This window comes from Salinivibrio sp. MA427, assembly GCF_001996115.1.
In the GTDB taxonomy this organism is placed as follows: domain Bacteria; phylum Pseudomonadota; class Gammaproteobacteria; order Enterobacterales; family Vibrionaceae; genus Salinivibrio; species Salinivibrio costicola.
Window position 1 is genome coordinate 1 of sequence record NZ_MUFH01000075.1, and the last position, 18661, is coordinate 18661.

20 protein-coding genes are annotated in these 18661 nt (G+C 49.8%); 2 read left to right on the forward strand and 18 right to left on the reverse strand.

Annotated features, from left to right (window positions below; translation table 11 throughout):
• Nucleotides 1-182 precede the first annotated feature (182 nt).
• From ndk to trmJ, 11 genes are all read right to left on the reverse strand, one after another.
• Nucleotides 183-611, reverse strand: coding sequence for a nucleoside-diphosphate kinase (gene ndk / locus BZG79_RS07110; protein WP_021022926.1), 429 nt, complete (start codon nt 609-611; stop codon nt 183-185).
• 150 nt (nt 612-761) lie between these two features.
• On the reverse strand, nt 762-2063 hold the full coding sequence (gene pepB / locus BZG79_RS07115) for an aminopeptidase PepB (protein WP_077460269.1): 1302 nt from the start codon (nt 2061-2063) through the stop codon (nt 762-764).
• Nucleotides 2064-2266: 203 nt separating this feature from the next.
• On the reverse strand, nt 2267-2467 hold the full coding sequence (gene iscX, locus BZG79_RS07120) for a Fe-S cluster assembly protein IscX (protein WP_077460268.1): 201 nt from the start codon (nt 2465-2467) through the stop codon (nt 2267-2269).
• Nucleotides 2468-2496: 29 nt separating this feature from the next.
• Nucleotides 2497-2835, reverse strand: a complete 339-nt coding sequence (gene fdx, locus BZG79_RS07125; protein WP_077460267.1) for an ISC system 2Fe-2S type ferredoxin — start codon at nt 2833-2835, stop codon at nt 2497-2499.
• A 2-nt stretch (nt 2836-2837) separates the two neighbouring features.
• Nucleotides 2838-4688 (reverse strand): Fe-S protein assembly chaperone HscA, encoded by a 1851-nt coding sequence (gene hscA, locus BZG79_RS07130; protein ID WP_077774062.1) that lies wholly within the window; start codon nt 4686-4688, stop codon nt 2838-2840.
• Between the two features lie 45 nt (nt 4689-4733).
• Nucleotides 4734-5246, reverse strand: coding sequence for a co-chaperone HscB (gene hscB / locus BZG79_RS07135; protein WP_077460265.1), 513 nt, complete (start codon nt 5244-5246; stop codon nt 4734-4736).
• A 13-nt stretch (nt 5247-5259) separates the two neighbouring features.
• Nucleotides 5260-5583, reverse strand: coding sequence for an iron-sulfur cluster assembly protein IscA (iscA, locus tag BZG79_RS07140; protein ID WP_021022920.1), 324 nt, complete (start codon nt 5581-5583; stop codon nt 5260-5262).
• A 21-nt stretch (nt 5584-5604) separates the two neighbouring features.
• Nucleotides 5605-5988 carry a Fe-S cluster assembly scaffold IscU gene (gene iscU / locus BZG79_RS07145; RefSeq protein WP_025744586.1) on the reverse strand — a complete coding sequence of 128 codons (384 nt, stop codon included), beginning with the start codon at nt 5986-5988 and terminating at the stop codon, nt 5605-5607.
• Between the two features lie 53 nt (nt 5989-6041).
• Nucleotides 6042-7256 (reverse strand): IscS subfamily cysteine desulfurase, encoded by a 1215-nt coding sequence (locus tag BZG79_RS07150; RefSeq protein WP_077460264.1) that lies wholly within the window; start codon nt 7254-7256, stop codon nt 6042-6044.
• A 30-nt stretch (nt 7257-7286) separates the two neighbouring features.
• Nucleotides 7287-7808 carry a Fe-S cluster assembly transcriptional regulator IscR gene (gene iscR / locus BZG79_RS07155; RefSeq protein ID WP_021022917.1) on the reverse strand — a complete coding sequence of 174 codons (522 nt, stop codon included), beginning with the start codon at nt 7806-7808 and terminating at the stop codon, nt 7287-7289.
• 122 nt (nt 7809-7930) lie between these two features.
• The gene (gene trmJ / locus BZG79_RS07160; RefSeq protein WP_021022916.1) at nt 7931-8695 is read right to left on the reverse strand and encodes a tRNA (cytosine(32)/uridine(32)-2'-O)-methyltransferase TrmJ; all 765 of its coding nucleotides are present in this window, start codon (nt 8693-8695) and stop codon (nt 7931-7933) included.
• 237 nt (nt 8696-8932) lie between these two features.
• On the opposite strand from trmJ, the gene suhB reads away from it, so the two are divergent.
• A complete protein-coding gene (gene suhB / locus BZG79_RS07165) occupies nt 8933-9736 on the forward strand; it encodes an inositol-1-monophosphatase (RefSeq protein ID WP_077774063.1) in 804 nt (267 codons plus the stop codon).
• A 135-nt stretch (nt 9737-9871) separates the two neighbouring features.
• Here the strand turns inward: suhB and secF are convergent, their stop codons facing one another.
• The 5 genes from secF to queA all read right to left on the reverse strand — a co-directional run bounded on the left by secF (nt 9872) and on the right by queA (nt 15357).
• Nucleotides 9872-10810, reverse strand: a complete 939-nt coding sequence (secF, locus tag BZG79_RS07170; protein ID WP_077774064.1) for a protein translocase subunit SecF — start codon at nt 10808-10810, stop codon at nt 9872-9874.
• Between the two features lie 12 nt (nt 10811-10822).
• The gene (secD, locus tag BZG79_RS07175; RefSeq protein WP_077460262.1) at nt 10823-12676 is read right to left on the reverse strand and encodes a protein translocase subunit SecD; all 1854 of its coding nucleotides are present in this window, start codon (nt 12674-12676) and stop codon (nt 10823-10825) included.
• A 27-nt stretch (nt 12677-12703) separates the two neighbouring features.
• The gene (gene yajC / locus BZG79_RS07180; protein ID WP_021022912.1) at nt 12704-13033 is read right to left on the reverse strand and encodes a preprotein translocase subunit YajC; all 330 of its coding nucleotides are present in this window, start codon (nt 13031-13033) and stop codon (nt 12704-12706) included.
• A gap of 36 nt (nt 13034-13069) precedes the next feature.
• Entirely contained in the window at nt 13070-14191 is a 1122-nt protein-coding gene (tgt, locus tag BZG79_RS07185; RefSeq protein WP_021022911.1) for a tRNA guanosine(34) transglycosylase Tgt, read from the reverse strand.
• Nucleotides 14192-14298: 107 nt separating this feature from the next.
• A complete protein-coding gene (gene queA, locus BZG79_RS07190; RefSeq protein ID WP_077774065.1) occupies nt 14299-15357 on the reverse strand; it encodes a tRNA preQ1(34) S-adenosylmethionine ribosyltransferase-isomerase QueA in 1059 nt (352 codons plus the stop codon).
• A 331-nt stretch (nt 15358-15688) separates the two neighbouring features.
• Here queA and BZG79_RS07195 point away from each other — a divergent pair, with 331 nt between their 5' ends.
• Complete coding sequence (locus BZG79_RS07195) at nt 15689-16129, forward strand: CBS domain-containing protein (protein WP_077660461.1); 441 nt, start codon at nt 15689-15691, stop codon at nt 16127-16129.
• Nucleotides 16130-16186: 57 nt separating this feature from the next.
• On the opposite strand, the gene aceA is transcribed toward BZG79_RS07195, so the two are convergent.
• Both aceA and aceB read right to left on the reverse strand, forming a co-directional pair.
• On the reverse strand, nt 16187-17491 hold the full coding sequence (gene aceA, locus BZG79_RS07200) for an isocitrate lyase (RefSeq protein WP_021022908.1): 1305 nt from the start codon (nt 17489-17491) through the stop codon (nt 16187-16189).
• Between the two features lie 77 nt (nt 17492-17568).
• Nucleotides 17569-18661, reverse strand: a 1093-nt coding sequence (gene aceB / locus BZG79_RS07205; RefSeq protein ID WP_077774066.1) for a malate synthase A, incomplete at its 5' end; no start/stop codon positions are given.

The window sequence follows — 18661 nt, forward strand, 5'->3', positions numbered from 1 at the left end:
GAATACACCTTGAATCTAGTCAAGATCCCTGTTCGGAACGCGCTTAAGGCGCGAAATTGTACAGGCTTTAGATCACACTTTCCACTCTCTATGAGCGTGGTTATTCAGGTAAGAGGCAGGAGAAGAACAAAACAAAAAAGAGGCTCGCGCCTCTTTATAAACCTTTTATATCCGTCTTTGCGTTAACAACGAGGATGAATCTCATCCGCGGTGAAAAAATACGCAATTTCACGTTCAGCCGAGCCTGGGCTATCCGAGCCATGTACGGAGTTATATTGCATACTTTCCGCGTAGTCAGCGCGCAATGTCCCGCAAGCCGCTTCTTCAGGGTTAGTTTTGCCCATCAACTCACGATAACGGTTAATGGCACCCTCGCCTTCCAACACCTGCACCATAATCGGTCCAGAGGTCATAAACTCGACTAAGGACGCAAAGAAAGGTTTACCTTGGTGCTCAGCATAAAACCCCTCAGCCTGTTCTTTGCTAAGGTGTAACATTTTCGCTGCCACGATGCGTAAGCCAGCACTTTCGATACGCTGATAAAGCGTACCAATCAAGTTACGCTCTACGGCATCAGGTTTGACGATAGAAAAAGTGCGTTCAATGGTCATTCGCTTGTCCTTTTACTGTCTAAATCAGGCTCACTAGGAGCAACAACGCGCTTACCCTAGCAAACTTTATTGTCTGCCCCTATCACCAATGCGGTGAAGCGTTAACTCACACAAAAAATTCGTTAACACCTCACCGATTAATTGATGAGGTTATTTGGCTTCATCCAATAACACACGCGCCAAGGTTTTCACGCCCATCCCGGTGGCACCGACCGCCCATTTGTCACTGGCGGCTTTACGATAAGTCCCCGAACAGTCGATGTGCATCCAGCCTTTTTGGTAATCTTCGACAAAATACGATAAAAACGCGGCGGCCGTGCTCGCACCTGGCATGTACGCGCCTGTCGATACGTTGGCAATATCAGCAAATGAAGAAGGCAGTAACTTACGATGGAATTCAGCCACAGGGAGAGACCACATTCCTTCACCCTCTTGCTGTGCCGCCTCAAGGGTACGATGGGCGAGCTTATCATCAAAGCTAAACAATGCGTGATAATCGTTACCCAATGCGGCTTTTGCTGAGCCCGTCAGGGTGGCGCAATCAATTAAGAGTTCAGGCTTTTGCTCACTGGCATACATTAAGCCATCCGCGAGCACCAAGCGTCCTTCGGCATCGGTATTCAATACTTCAACCGTCACGCCGTTTTTGTAAGTGATAATATCACCTAGCTTGTAGGCACTGCTTGAGATCATGTTCTCTGCACAGCAAAGCACTAATTTCACGCGCTTATTTAGGCCCTTCGCCACTGCCATCGCCAATGCGCCTGTCGCGGTTGCCGAGCCACCCATATCGGCTTTCATGGTGGTCATAAAATCTGAGCCTTTGATGCTATAGCCGCCCGAATCAAAGGTGATCCCTTTTCCGACTAAGCATGCATAAACCGGTGCATCCGGATCGCCGGTCGGGTTGTAGTCCAATTGCAACATGGTCGGTTTACGGGCAGAGCCTCGTCCAACGGTATAGATGCCGTGCCAGCCTTTTTCTAACAGATCCGTGCCTGAAATAATCTTGTAAGTGACATGCTCCGGCTCCGGTGCCATCGATTTTACAAATTCCCCTGCGCGGGCCACCAACTGATGCGGACCGACTTCTTCTGCCGGTTGGTTGATAATATCGCGCACCCAGTCACCAACAGTTTGCCGAAGTTCGAACTCCTTGGTGTCTGTGTCATTTAAGACCGCTTGCGCAAAAGCCACTTTATTTTTAGGACCGCGAAGCCCTTGGTAAAAGGCCCACACTAATTCAAGATCCCAATGCTCGCCGGTCAGCGTCAGTGCAGGGACACCTTGCCCCTCGAGTTTACGCGCGGCTTGTTGCACCTTATCTCGTTGATTGGTGTCGCTCGGTGCATGGATAAGCGCTTTATCGGCGTCAAAAGAGACCAGCGCATTATCGCCCCATTGCGCGGCTGCCGGCTGATGCGACAGGGTTACTTTTAATGTTTCTGACATTTTGTACTCCTTGTACTGTCGCGCTGTTTTTTACTGTACAGCGTGTTTGACTGGGCAGCGTACGTTGAGTACATGGCACCCAGTGGAATAAAAAAAGCGAACCGATGGGCCCGCTTTTGGTAATAACTCTATTTGGCCGTCGATACTGTGCCGAGCCGGTGACAATAACACAAGTATTATCAATCACTCACGAGAGCTAGCCCTCAGTCTTGCTCATCCATCCAGCACATAATGATCGCTTCCAAAATCCGTTCATTCGAGCGCTCAGGATCATCGTCAAAGTCATCCAGTTCGGTGATCCATTGATGCAAGTCGGTAAAACGTACTGTTTTAGGATCGACATCTGGGTAAGCGTCACACAGCTCAATCGCAATATCGAGTGAATCCGTCCATTTTAAACTCATTTTGCTTCTCCGTCCGTTACAGCATTAGATTAATGATTTTCCGCTGCATGGTTTAGGGTGTAGCGTGGAATTTCGACCACCAGATCTTCATCGGTAATTTTCGCCTGACAGCCCAAGCGGGACTCTGGCTCAAGTCCCCATGCTTTATCGAGCATGTCATCTTCAAGCTCATCACTTTCGTCGAGCGAGTCAAAGCCTTCGCGAACCACAATGTGACAGGTAGTACACGCGCAAGACTTTTCACACGCGTGCTCGATGCCAATGCCATTTTTTAGCGCCACATCGAGGACGGTCTCCCCTTCTTTCCCTTCCAGTTCCGCACCTTCTGGGCATAACTCGTGGTGCGGCAGAACAATAATCTTAGGCATGATTACACCTCATCAATGGATTGACCGGCCAACGCATTACGAATCGATTTGTCCATACGACGTGCCGCAAAGGTCTGGCTGGCTTTATCTAGTGCTTTGATTCCCGCTTCAATGGCAGCGCCATCATCGCCGTTACGCAGCGCGATCAATGTTTCAATTTCGTTCACGAGCGCTTGTTGCTCATTATGATCGAGCAAGGTGTCACCGTCTTGTTGCATGGCGACCAGTAGGCCTTCGATCACCCGATCGGCTTCAACGCGTTGCTCCGCCAAATAGCGGGCATCTTTGTCTTCTTCCGCATGGGTAAATGATGATTTGATCATGTTGGCGATTTCGTCATCATTGAGCCCGTAAGACGGTTTAACCTGTATCGACGAGGCCACACCAGTCGACTTTTCCATGGCCGACACAGACAGCAAACCGTCGGCATCCACTTGGTAGGTCACGCGGACATGGGCTGCCCCCGCGGTCATCGGTGGAATGCCTTTTAAGGAGAAACGCGCCAACGAGCGGCAATCATCCACCATTTCACGTTCACCTTGTACCACGTGCACTTTCATGCCGGTTTGACCGTCTTTAAACGTGGTGAACTCTTGGGCTTTCGCCACAGGAATGGTGGTATTGCGTGGAATGATTTTTTCTACCAGGCCGCCCATGGTTTCAATGCCGAGCGAAAGCGGGATCACGTCCAGCAACAACATGTCAGAGTCGGGCTTATTGCCGACCAAAATATCCGCTTGTGTTGCGGCACCTATCGCGACCACTTTATCTGGGTCGATACTGGTTAACGGTTCACGACCAAAGAAGTCGCCGACTTGATGGCGAACGGCCGGTACCCGGGTTGACCCGCCGACCATCACGACTTCTAGGATTTCATCGGCACTGACGCCGGCGTCTTTAAGCGCACGACGGCACGACATCAAGGTCTTTTTAACCAAAGGGGCGACCAAGGCATCAAAGGTGTCACGTGTCAGCGTACCTTGCCAACCGAGTACGTCAATGTCGGTACTGGCAGAGGAAGACAATGCGATTTTAGCCTGTGTCGCTGCGTGGAGCACCGTACGGCGCTCATCACCACTGAGGGTTTCAAACCCGGCTTGCTCACAGATCCATTGCTCGAGCAGGTGGTCAAAATCATCCCCACCTAGTGCTGAATCGCCCCCGGTGGCCATGACTTCAAACACGCCTTGGGAGAGACGGAGAATCGATATATCGAAGGTCCCGCCCCCGAGATCATACACAGCGATCACGCCCTCTTGGCCCGAGTCGAGCCCATAAGCAATGGCCGCTGCGGTTGGCTCATTGAGTAAACGGAGTACATTCAGGCCCGCGAGTGTCGCGGCATCTTTGGTGCCTGCTCGCTGCGCATCATCAAAATAAGCTGGAACAGTGATCACCACGCCTTCAAGCGCATCACCCAAGCTGACTTCTGCACGTTCACGTACCGCCCGCAAAATATCGGACGAGACTTGAACTGGGTTGATGGCACCACGTCGTGTCTCGACTTGTGGCAGGCCATTTTCAGTTTGTGAAAACCGATAAGGAAGTTGCGGATAACGTGTCTGGACGTCATCCAAAGAGCGTCCCATCATGCGCTTGACCGATACCAAGGTGTTGGCACTATCCGTTTGCACATGAGGAAGGGCATCATAACCCACTGAAATGGCATCACCACCATAGTGGACCACCGACGGGATCAGTGATCGATCGTGTTCATCGTTCAAGGTGGTTGCGACACCGCTTCGTACCGTGGCAACCAAAGTGTTGGTCGTACCCAAATCGATGCCGACTGCATGCTTGTGTTCATGCGGCGCGGCACTTTGACCGGGCTCTGAAATCTGTAACAGTGCCATGTCTAATCCTTAAACTTTACTGCGTTGACAGGCGAATAGTGCCGATCAGCTCATCAGCTGATCTTCGACGCGCTCCACTTCGGAGCAAAGCTTCTCTGCAAACTTAAGCTTGCGCACAATCACTGCCGCCTCTTGCCATTGAGAAGCAGCGAGTGCCTGCTTAACCTCTTTGATCAAGGCATCATAAAGCGCTTGTGCTTTTGCGCCAAAATCAAATAACGCAGCATCGTCTTGGCTATCAGTGATCGACTCCAGTTCTTCACGCAGTGTCATTTGCTGCATTAAGAACTCAGGATCCTGCATCGTTTGCTGTTCGTCTTTTATATCAATGCTTTGTAACGTCAGCATATATTCAGCGCGTCGAACGGGATCTTTCAACGTCTGAAACGCATCGTTAATTTGCGAGGCTTTCTGCACCGCCTGAAGACGCGTTTTATCGTCTTGGCTAGCAACGTTATCTGGGTGATACTGGCGTTGCAGCTCCCGAAACGTTGAAGAAAGCGAGCTACCGTCCAGCTCAAACTGATACGGTAGCCCGAAGAGTTCAAAATGATTCATGTGCTCTCACGTATTACACGTTGAAGCTTTCGCCACAACCACATTCGCTACTGACGTTAGGGTTGTTGAACTGAAAACCTTCATTTAGGCCTTCTTTGACAAAATCTAACTCTGTCCCTTCGAGATAGAGCAAGCTCTTGCCATCGACGATTACCTTGACGTCATCGTATTCGAATACCTGATCACCTTCTTGAAGCTCATCAGCAAATTCAATGACATAGGCCATGCCAGAACATCCTGACGTCCGTACGCCAAGACGCAAGCCAATGCCCTTTCCACGGTTGTCTAGAAACGCTCTTACGCGATCTGATGCCGCTTGTGTCATGGTAATAGCCATAGTATCAACAACCCCTTCGTTTTACTGCTGGTGTTTTTTCTTGTAGTCGCTAACTGCTGCTTTAATGGCGTCTTCCGCTAAGATAGAGCAGTGGACTTTAACCGGTGGCAGCTCAAGCTCTTCCGCAATCTCAGAGTTTTTGATTGCAGCGGCATCGTCAATCGAACGGCCTTTTACCCATTCGGTGACCAACGAGCTCGATGCGATCGCTGACCCGCAGCCATAGGTTTTAAATTTAGCGTCTTCGATGATGCCTTCGTCATTCACCTTGATTTGTAGCTTCATGACGTCGCCACATGCTGGGGCACCGACCATGCCGTTACCGACGGATGGATCGCCTTTTTCAAACGAGCCAACGTTACGTGGGTTTTCGTAGTGGTCAATTACTTTTTCGCTGTAAGCCATAATTGTTTCCTCAATATGATTGCTCACTGTTGCCAGTTGGCGCGTTTTTCGTATTAGTGGTGCGCCCATTCAACGGTACTTAAATCAATACCGTCTTTGTACATGTCCCAAAGTGGTGACATTTCTCGCAGCTTGTTCACGGCCTCACGGACTTTTTCAATCGCGTAATCCACTTCTTCTTCAGTAGTAAAACGACCAAATGAAAAACGTAGTGAGCTGTGTGCTAGCTCATCGTCGCGTCCTAGCGCACGAAGAACATAAGAAGGCTCAAGGCTTGCTGATGTACACGCCGACCCAGACGATACCGCCAGATCTTTTAGCGCCATCAACAAAGACTCACCTTCAACAAAGGCAAAGCTCACGTTCAAGTTGTGTGGAACGCGCTGCTCCAAATCACCATTAACGTAAACTTCTTCTAAATCTTTGACGCCGTCATAAAAGCGATTACGTAACGCAAGTGCATGTTCAAAATCTTTTTCACGCTCTTCTTTAGCGATACGGAAGGCTTCACCCATACCCACAATTTGGTGGGTCGGTAAGGTGCCTGAGCGCATACCACGCTCGTGACCACCACCGTGCATTTGCGCCTCAATACGCACCCGTGGCTTACGGCGAACATACAAAGCGCCGATGCCTTTTGGTCCGTAAGCTTTGTGCGCGCTGAAAGAAATCAGATCAATTTTCATTTCTTTCACATCTAAAGGCACTTTGCCCACAGATTGTGCAGCATCCACGTGGAACATGATCTTGCGCTCGCGGCATAATTCGCCGATAGCCGAAACGTCTTGAATCACGCCAATTTCGTTATTCACGTGCATGATAGAAACCAAAATGGTGTCATCACGCATCGCCGCTTCTAGCTTTTTCAGATCAACTAAGCCGTTTTCTTCTAGGTCGAGGTAGGTGACTTCAAAGCCTTCTCGCTCTAGCTGCCGGCATGGATCAAGTACCGCTTTGTGCTCGGTCTTGCAGGTAATGATGTGCTTGCCTTTTTTCGAGTAGAAATTGGCAATACCTTTAATGGCTAGGTTGTCTGATTCCGTCGCGCCAGAGGTGAACACGATCTCACGCGGATCGGCATTGCAATAATCGGCAATGTTTTCGCGTGCGGTATCAACGGCTTCTTCTGCTTGCCAACCAAAACGGTGCGAGCGAGAGGCTGGGTTACCGAAGACCCCGTCCATGGTCAGATGCTGACTCATTTTTTCAGCAACGCGCGGATCAACCGGACACGTGGCTGAATAATCAAAATATATGGGCAATTTCATGTTTTTCTCCAATTACACCGACATTGGTCATCAGGAGCGAACGTTCACGCCTATGGTGGCGCTATCTTGTTTGACCTTCGAGCTAAACGTGTTTCTTGGCGCCAATGAGGCGTCCAGTTTAGCATCCTGACGATCTGCTACTTGCTTCACTTCGTTATCATGCATCAGCTCACCGAGCGTGATGTCGTTTAGAAAACCGCTAATACGGGCACTTAAGTCGTGCCACAAGGTGTGTGTCAAACAACGGGTTCCGCCTTGGCAGTCTGCTTTACCTTGGCATTTTGTCGCATCAACCGATTCGTCAACCGCGGCAATCACCGCGCCAACGGCAATCTCGTTGGCTGCTATCCCGAGACGATAACCACCGCCTGGACCACGAACACTGCTGACCAGTCCCGACTTACGGAGCCGTGAAAAAAGTTGCTCAAGATAAGACAAGGAAATGCCTTGACGCTCAGAGATGTCCGCCAGGGGCACAGGACCCTGCTCGGCATGAAGCGCCACGTCGAGCATGGCGGTAACCGCATAACGGCCTTTCGAAGTCAATCTCATAACACGCTACCTGTGGTGAATAGATGCTCAAATGGTTACATACCTGAGTATTTTGGTCAAGTATTTACCTGAGTATTTTTGTCAAGTTTTCACCAAGGTGTACGACGCCTCATTTGAAAGGATCAACGTGGGGAGTGATTATCGGTATTTTGCTCGCTCGATGCCGCCTGTTTGGTCACCTTTTCCACCGAAGACAGCACGCCTCGTAAAATATTGAGTTCCTGACTCTCTAAGCGCGCGCGATTAAATAAGCGACGTAGTTTTGTCATGACCATGCCAGGGTGCTGAGTACGGATAAACCCTGTTTTAGTAAGAACCGTTTCGAGGTGCGTATAAAAACGCGCCAAATCTTGGTTCAGCGGATAGTCTTGCTCAAGGGTTGGGCCTTGATAGGCTTGACTGTCCAACCAGGCGACACGCATTTCATAACACAGCGTTTGCACAGCCATGGCCAAATTCAAAGAGCTGTAGTCTGGATTGGATGGAATCGAAACATGATAGTGACATGTTTGCAGCTCTTCATTGGTTAAGCCAGTTCGCTCTCGGCCAAAAACGATGGCAACCGGATGTGTTGCGGCTTCTTGAATGGCTTTTTGGCCGCACGCTCGCGCATCCAGCATCGGCCATTCTAATGTTCGGCTTCTTGCGCTGGTGCCTATCACTAGGCCACAATCGGCCACCGCTTCTTCAAGCGTATTCACCACTCTCGCGTTATTGGCAATATCACTGGCCCCTGCGGCTAAGGCAATGGCTTGACCGTCCACTTCACAGCCAGGCGCCACTAATGTCATGTTGGTCAGTCCCATGACTTTCATCGCTCGGGCGGCTGAGCCAATGTTTCCGGAGTGGGACGTGCCTACTAATACAACGCGAATTTGATCTAGCATGATGTTGTTTTCGTCTCTTGCTCTGTCCATCTTGGATGGGATGGGCAGCGGTCTGTTAGATCTGCGCAGTTTATCACAGTGCAATCGATAATACTTCTCAGCTAAGCCTGCGGCTGGTGTCATATTTAGCAGAGGCCACGCGCTTATTGACGGTTAAAAAATACCCACTTTCCTTTTGCTCTGGCTCTGTTATACTCCGCCCCGCTTTCGTTCTTTAACATCCGTTGGGAAAACCGTATGCATCCGATGCTAAACATCGCCGTCCGTGCTGCACGGAAGGCTGGCGATTTTATCGCTAAATCTGCAGAAAACAAAGACAACATCGAAACCGCACAAAAAGGCAGTAATGACTTCGTCACTAATGTCGACAAAGCGGCGGAACAAATCATTATCGATATTATTAAAAAATCATATCCGGACCACACCATCATTGGCGAAGAGTCAGGCGTGGCGGAAGGTAAAGATAGCGATTATCAATGGATCATCGACCCACTGGATGGCACCACTAACTTCATTAACGACTTCCCGCATTTCTGCGTTTCCATTGCTGTGCGCATTAAAGGCCGTACAGAAATTGGTTGCGTTTACGATCCTATCCGCAATGAGCTATTTACCGCTCAACGTGGTTCTGGCGCACAACTCAATAACAAGCGTATCCGTACTGGCAGCGCCAAAGAGCTTGACGGCACCCTCTTAGCGACCGGCTTCCCGTTTAAAGCTAAACAGCACGCTGAAGGCTTTATCGCCGTTGTTGGGGCGTTGTTTGTCGATTGTGCTGACTTCCGTCGTACTGGATCGGCAGCGCTCGATCTTTGCTACGTTGCCGCGGGCCGTGTTGACGGCTTCTTTGAACTGGGCCTTAAGCCTTGGGATCTGGCTGCGGGTGAGTTAATTGCGCGCGAAGCGGGTGCCATTTGCACTGACTTTAACGGCGGTACCGACTATATGCGCTCTGGCAATATTGTCAGCGGTGGCGCACGTGTGGTGAAAGGTATACTCGCCAAAGTTCGCGAACACGCGCCTGAGTCGATGAAAAAATAAAGACACCGATAAGATATTAATAAAAAGCGGCGCTCAATGAGCGCCGCTTTTTTGTGCCTGAAGAAGATGACGGCTTGTAAACAATTCGCCACTTGGTCACTGCATAGCCCCACTCTAAGCACAGGGCAAGCGTGGTTAAGGCNACTCTTCCCCTTCTTTTTCCACTTCAGGGATCAAGAGGTGCTCGCGCGCAATACCGAGTTTCAAGGCCAGCGCCGAAGCAACATAAATCGATGAGTATGTCCCGACGGTAATACCAATCAACAGTGCCATGGCAAACCCATGGATCATCGACCCACCCAAGGTAAAGAGCGAAATCACCACAAACAAGGTAGTGCCTGAAGTGATGGTTGTCCGACTTAGGGTTTGTGAAACAGACGCATTGATGATTTCGTCTGACTCGACTTTACGAAGCTTGCGGAAGTTCTCACGAATACGGTCAAACACCACAATGGTATCGTTAAGCGAGTAGCCCACGACTGTCAGCAAAGCAGCGACGATAGTGAGATCCACCTCCACGTCGAACAGAGAGAAAATCCCCAGCGTAATAATCACATCGTGAGCCAGTGCCATGACGGCACCGGAAGCTAGACGCCATTCGAAACGGAACGAGACATAAATCAGGATACAAACCAATGCAATGATGATTGCCAAGCCACCCGCTTCGGTCAGCTCGTCCCCGACATTGGGGCCGACAAACTCGATGCGGCGCATCTCGACGTTATCACCGGTACCGGCTTTGATGGCATTCAGTACTTCATTACCGAGGTTTTCACCTTCCATGTCATCACGTGGACGCAGCCGAACCATCACGTCCGTGGCGCTACCAAAGTTTTGCACCACCGCATCGCCAAAGCCTTCAGCGGATAACGAATCACGGATTAGGGCAAGATCAGCCGGTTGTTCAAAACCGACTTCAATCAAGGTACCGCCGGTAAAATCGAGCCCCCAATTCAACCATTTGGTTGATAAGGTGACCACAGACGCCGCAATCATGAAGATCGAGAACACGAAGGCCACTTTAGACCAACGCATAAAGTTGATCGACATGTCCGGTTTAAATATTTGAAACATGCTTGGGCTCCCTTAAATCGACAGTTTTTCGACGCGCTTGCCGCCATACACAAGATTTACCAGTGCACGCGTTCCCACGATAGCGGTAAACATGGAGGTCAAAATACCAATCGATAGTGTCACCGCGAAACCTTTAATTGCGCCAGTACCCACAGCAAACAAGATGATCGCCGTAATCAGCGTGGTAATGTTAGCATCGGCAATGGTACTAAAGGCGTTGGAATAACCCCGATCAATCGCATGTTGTGGACTACGCCCTTCGTGCAGCTCTTCTCGAATACGTTCAAAAATAAGCACGTTAGCATCCACCGCCATCCCCACGGTTAAGACAATACCGGCAATGCCCGGTAGCGTCATGGTGGCGCCTGGAATAAGCGACATAATCCCAATAATCAAGATGATATTCGCGAACAAGGCACAGTTAGCAAACAAGCCGAAGCGGCGGTAATACACCAGTGTAAACAGCATGACTGCAACGAGGCCCCATAAACAGGCTTGTATACCCATATTGATGTTTTGCTGCCCCATGGATGGACCTATGGTGCGTTCTTCAACAATCGAAATGGGCGCAATCAACGCACCGGCACGTAGCAATAACGCAAGGTTGTGAGCTTCAGCTGCTGAGTCGATCCCGGTAATTCGGAAGTCACGGCCTAATGCCGATTGAATGGTCGCTTGGTTAATCACTTCTTCGTGTTTTTCCAAGATCACTTTGCCATTTTCGTCACGCTCACCACTGTCTTTGTACTCAGCAAACACCGTTGCCATCAGCTCGCCAATGTTACGCTTACTGAAGTCAGACATTTTGTCACCGCCCTCGCTGTCGAGCGAGATGTTCACTTGTGGGCGACTGTACTCATCACGTGATGAACTGGCGTCTGTGATGTGTGAACCGGTTAAGATGACTCGCTTTTTCAACACCGCAGGACGCCCGTCACGCGAGCTCATTAGCTCACTACCCGGCGGAACACGCCCTGCCATCGCTGCAGATAAATCGGCATCTTGGTCGACTTCACGAAATTCCAAGGTCGCGGTCGCACCGAGAATTTCTTTTGCTCGGGCCGTATCTTGCACACCTGGCAATTCAACCACGATGCGACTCGCACCTTGACGTTGGACCAAAGGCTCTGCGACCCCGAGCTCATTGACACGATTACGCAAAATAGTGATGTTTTGCGCCACCGCGTAGTTACGGATTTCTTTTAATCGCTCTTCTTTGTACACCGCGGTTAAGGTGCCGTCGTCTTCATCAATCGAGAAGTTCATATCCCGATAATTGTTCGACAGTAGCTCGAGCGCTTTATTGGTGTCTTCTGCGTTACGCAAGTTAACCATTACGCGCGTGTTATCTTCGACACGTAAACCACGATAGCGAATGCGCGCTTCACGTAAATCGGTACGAAAGCTGTCTTCTTGCTGGGTAATCAACTTTTCTAGCGCAGCGTCCATGTCCACTTCCATTAAGAAGTGTACCCCGCCACGTAAATCGAGTCCCAATTTCATTGGTGTTGCGCCAAGGGCGTCCAACCAAGAAGGGGTCGCTGGCGCCAGGTTTAATGCGACCACATAGTTATTGCTATCGAAGCGAGACATCAACGCATCACGAGCACTGATTTGCGATTCAGTGTCTTTAAAGCGGGCTAAGACAGTGCCGTCTTCGAGCGCGATAGATTGATAGGAGAGATCGTTGGATTCGAGGGTTTGTTTGATGGAGTCCAGCGCAGTCATATCTACCGAGGCGCCACGCGCCCCGGAAATTTGTACTGCTGGATCTTCACCGTATAAATTGGGAAGCGCATACACGATGCCAATAACCAAGGCTATTAGCACCATGATGTACTTCCACAAAGGATAACGGTTTAGCACAGCATGCATCCTTTATGGTTGCGAGAATTAGAGAGACTGGATAGTACCTTTGGGCAGTACTGCCGTCACGAAGTCTTTTTTAATGGTCACTTCGTTATTGTCGTTAAGAGCAATAACAATAAAGTCATTGTCTTCAGCAATTTGGGTGATTTTACCCACCAAACCACCACCGGTCAGTACTTCGTCTCCTTTGCTCATGGATGCCATTAGGTTTTTATGCTCTTTAACACGCTTAGATTGCGGGCGATAAATCATAAAATAGAAAATAACCGCAAAGAGACCAAGCATAATAAAAAGCTGCATACCGCCACCTTGTGGGCCGGCTTCAGCCGCTGCGTGAGCTTGTGAGATAAACATTCAATCACGTCCTCGTTTTAGTTGTTGAATTCGAAATCAATCGAGCGGTGGCACTTCCTTACCACGACGCGCGTAGAAATCCGCTACAAAGGCATCTAATCTACCTTCGTCAATCGCGTTACGCAAACCTTCCATCACGCGCTGATAATAACGCAAGTTATGGATAGTATTGAGTCGCGCACCGAGGATTTCATTACAACGGTCTAAGTGGTAAAGATAGGCACGGCTATAATGGCGGCAAGTGTAACAGTCACACTCAGGATCCAGAGGCGAGGTATCACTTTTATGTTTCGCATTACGGATCTTGATCACACCACCGGTAATAAATAGGTGACCATTTCGGGCATTTCGGGTCGGCATCACGCAATCGAACATATCAACGCCACGACGCACCCCTTCCACGAGGTCTTCCGGTTTACCCACTCCCATTAGATAACGGGGTTTGTCTTCCGGCAACTGCGGGCAGGTATGCTCCAAGATGCGATGCATATCTTCTTTTGGCTCACCGACGGCAAGTCCGCCAACGGCGTAACCATCAAAGCCAATCTCAGTTAGGCCTTCTACCGACACATCGCGTAAGTCTTCATATACACCACCTTGCACAATGCCGAACAGCGCATTTTTGTTACCAAGTTTGTCAAAATGATTGCGACTACGCTTGGCCCAGCGCAGTGACATCTCCATCGACTTTTTCGCTTCAGCGTGCGTCGCAGGATACGGGGTACACTCATCAAAGATCATCACGATGTCTGAGCCAAGGTCGTATTGGATCTCCATGGATTTTTCCGCATCCATGAAAATCCGATCACCGTTAACCGGGTTACGAAAATGCACTCCTTCTTCAGTGATTTTACGGATATCTCCTAAGCTAAAAACTTGGAAGCCGCCAGAGTCGGTTAAAATAGGGCCATGCCACTGCATAAAGTCATGCAAATCCCCATGCAGTCGCATAACTTCTTGCCCCGGACGTAACCATAGGTGAAAGGTATTACCGAGTAAGATCTCAGCCCCGGTGCCTTTCACTTCTTCAGGGGTCATGCCTTTTACGGTGCCATAGGTCCCCACGGGCATAAATGCCGGGGTTTCGACCGTGCCGCGCTCAAAAATCAAACGGCCACGGCGGGCGCGTCCATCGGTTTTCTTTAGTTCGTATTCCACGAATCCTCCTCAGTGCCAGAGAAACAGTCTGGCGTGTGTCTTATGCTAACAAGGTTTACCCTGCCGCAAGCTTAGATCACACGAAGCCAGGCTTCGCGTGAACTTAATTAATCAGGTTGTTGCTGACGGGTTATAAACATGGCATCGCCATAGCTGAAAAAGCGATAGCGTTCTTCAACTGCCGCGCGATAAGCGGCCATGGTATGTTCGTAACCGGCAAAAGAACTCACCAGCATGATCAAGGTTGATTCCGGCAAGTGGAAATTGGTGACAAGCACATCCACTAGCTGCCACTGGTAACCGGGATAGATAAAAATCTGGGTGTCATTAAAAAATGGCGCCAGTGGTTCACCTTTTTGCTTCGCCGCTTGTGCTGCACTTTCCAATGACCGTACTGACGTGGTCCCCACCGCAATCACGCGTTTACCTTGTGCACGCGTTTGATTGACCGCATCGACCACCTCTTGAGGCACTTCAGCATACTCGGCATGCATGATGTGCTCTTCAATGTTGTCGACCCGAACCGGTTGGAATGTTCCGGCGCCCACATGCAAAGTAACAAAGGCAATATTGACGCCTTTTTCTTTGAGCGTTGCCATAATGGCATCATCAAAGTGTAATCCCGCCGTTGGCGCAGCCACCGCCCCAGGTTTTTGGTTATACACGGTTTGATAACGCTCTTTATCGCTTTCTTCATCAGGACGGTCGATATACGGCGGCAACGGCATATGGCCGATGTCGTTGAGTGTATCCACTACGCCTTTATCGCTGTTTAGCTGGATTTCGAACAGGGCGTCATGGCGTGCCACCATTTCTGCCGGGATCTGTCCGTCATCACCGAGGAATAATTCAGCACCGGGTTTTGGCGCTTTAGACGCGCGCACGTGGGCAAGGAAACGACGTTCGTCGAGCACACGCTCCACCAGCACCTCTATTTTTCCACCCGAGGTTTTGCGGCCATACACGCGTGCAGGGATCACACGTGTGTTGTTGAACACCATCAAATCCCCAGGTTCAACCAGTTCGAGGATATCTTTAAACTGACGATGCGCTACCTCACCGCTGGTGCCATCAAGTGACAATAAGCGACTTGCACTGCGATCCGGCTGTGGATAGCGCGCAATCAACTCATCAGGGAGTTCAAAGTGAAAATCGGATAATTGCATGACGTTTGCCTAGATAAAAAGCAGGCCGCTAGTATAGGTAGCCCACCGTGAATATCAAGCGAGCGAAGCAGGCAATCGTTTCAGTGCGCATTAATAGCATGGCGATATTTACGTTTGAAGCCTTTGCCGGATGATTAACTTTGGCGGATGATTAACTTTCGCGGATGATGTCCTTTTGCAGATCATTGCCTTTTGCGAATAATAGCCTTTTGCGAATAATAGCCTTTTGCGGATAATAGCCTCGCGCAGATAATTGATGTGTATCACGTCCACCCCGTGCCAAGTGCACTACAGTTAAATTAATCCTGTGCACTGATAACAAGGAGGTGCCATGTTTACCGTTGATGATATGATGACTCGCCATCCACATACACTGAGTCCGGATCATACGCTTGATGATGCCCACCGCTTAATGCGCGCGGAACGCTTCCGTCACTTACCCATCGTCGATGATAATGAACGCTTGCTTGGGCTCGTTACCCAGCGCGATGTGCTTTCAGCCCAGGCATCGTCTTTAGGAAGAGCAACCAATGGCGATCATCAAATCCATACCCCACTCGCACAATTTACCGATAAGCAACTTGTCACCGTCTCGCCAGAGGCGTCGTTACGTGCCGCAGCATTATCAATGTTAGCGCGTAAAATAGGGTGTTTACCCGTGATTAGAAATCAACGCCTTGTTGGGATCATTACTGATAGTGACTTTGTCGCCATTGCGTCGACCTTGCTCGAAATTCAAGAAGAAAGCGAGCCGATGGAAGAAGGTGAATAAACAAAAGGGAGTGTTTCCACTCCCTTTCTGGCTTCATTTCCATGATAACGGTTTTAATTAAAACTGATCTTCTTCCGTTGAGCCCGTCAGTGCGGTTACCGAAGATTGACCGCCTTGGATAATATTAGTCATCTGGTCAAAATAGCCAGTACCGACCTCCTGCTGGTGAGCCACAAACGTGTAACCACGCTCCGCCGCAGAAAATTCAGGTCGCTGTACCTTCTCTACATAATGGCGCATTCCCTCACCTTGCGCATAAGCGTGGGCAAGATCGAACATGTTGTACCACATGTTGTGAATGCCCGCTAAGGTGATGAACTGATACTTGTAACCCATGTCGGACAGCGCTTGCTGGAAACGAGCGATGGTGTCGGCATCCAAGTTCTTTTCCCAGTTAAAGGATGGCGAGCAGTTATATGCCAATAATTGATCCGGATATTGCGCATGAATCGCCTCGGCAAATTGACGTGCTTCTTCCAGATCCGGTGTCGCGGTTTCACACCAAATCAAATCAGCATACGGTGCATAAGCGAGACCACGGGAAATCGCTTGTTCAATCCCTGGACGCACGCGATAAAAACCTTCTGCGGTGCGCTCACCTGCAATAAAGTCTTTATCATAAGGGTCGCAGTCTGAGGTAAGCAGATCAGCCGCATTAGCATCGGTACGGGCAATCACGAGCGTGTCAGTCCCTGCAACATCCGCCGCCAAACGCGCTGCAACCAGCTTTTGCACGGCTTCTTGGGTTGGCACCAATACCTTTCCACCCATGTGACCACACTTTTTCACTGACGCCAATTGATCTTCAAAGTGGACGCCTGCTGCACCTGCCTCAATCATATTGCGCATCAACTCATAGGCGTTGAGTACACCACCAAAGCCAGCTTCGGCATCGGCAACAATAGGGAGAAAATAATCAGTACCCTCTTCTGGGGTCCCACCTTTTGACCACTGTATTTGATCCGCGCGGCGAAAAGCATTGTTGATACGTTTAACAACCGAGGGGACTGAGTCAACTGGATACAGTGACTGGTCCGGATACATGCTGGACGCTGTGTTATTGTCCGCTGCCACTTGCCAGCCTGACAAGTAAATAGCTTCAATGCCGGCTTTTGCTTGCTGCACAGCTTGGCCTCCCGTTAACGCGCCCAAGCAGTTAACATAGCCTTTTTTCGCACTGCCGTTAACAAGGTCCCACAGCTTAGCTGCGCCGCGTTTAGCAATGGTATTCTCGGGGACAAAAGAGCCGCGCATACTGACCACTTCTTCAGCGGTGTACGTTCGCTTTACGTTTTTCCAGCGTGGATTTTCAGCCCAATCCTTTTCCAGTTGCGCGATTTGTTGTTGGCGAGTCAAAGTCATGTTCCATTCCTCTTTGTTAGCAGAGCCTTGTCAGCCCTTCGCTTTCATTCCATGTTGTTGTTTTGCTTCCATGCCCATTAAGGCAAATACTCGTACCCTGGTAAGGTTAAGAAGTTAACTAGCTCATCACTGGTTGTCAGCTCGGCCATTAACGTTGCCGCTTGGCGGTATCGCCCTTGAGCAAAACGTTCAGTGCCCAGTTCGTTTTCAAGCACAGCCATTTCTTCTTCGAGGTACTGCGTAAATAGCTCTTTGGTTACCACGTTGCCATTGCTGAGCGGCTTTTGATGCTTGATCCATTGCCAGATCGACGCACGCGAAATTTCGGCGGTCGCCGCATCTTCCATCAAGCCGTAAATCGGCACACAGCCATTACCCGAAATCCATGCCTCGATATATTGGACCGCAACCCGGATATTGTGGCGCATGCCCGCTTCGGTGCGTTCTCCATCGCAAGGCGCAAGCAAATCCGCCGCGGTAATTGGCGCATCTTGCTCACGAGAAACCGTTAGCTGATTCGGCTTATCGCCGAGCGCTTTATCAAAAATGGCTTTCGCCGTGTCTGCTAATCCGGGGTGGGCAATCCAGGTTCCATCATGGCCATTATTTGCCTCTAGCGTTTTATCTTTTTCGATTTTCTCGAGCACTTGTTGGTTTTCGGTTGGGTCTTTGCTCGGGATAAATGCCGCCATCCCTCCCATGGCCAATGCACCGCGCTTATGACAGGTTCTCACCAACAGTCGCGAGTAAGCATTGAGAAAAGGTTTGTCCATGGTGACCACCTGACGGTCAGGTAGCACCCGATCAGGATGATTACGAAGCGTTTTGATATAACTGAAAATATAATCCCAGCGACCGCAGTTCAGCGCGACGATGTGATCGCGTAAGTGATATAAAATCTCATCCATTTCAAACACGGCCGGTAGGGTTTCGATCAATACGGTTGCTTTGATCGTGCCTCGGCTTAGCCCAAATTCATCTTCTGCAAATGAGAACACATCGCTCCACCACGCCGCTTCTTGATAGGCTTGTAGTTTGGGCAAGTAGAAGTAAGGACCGGATCCTGTCTCAAGCAACCGACGATAGTTATGGAAAAAGTAGAGCGCGAAATCAAATAAAGCACCGGGTAGCGGTTTACCTTGCCACATGACATGTTTTTCTGTCAGATGA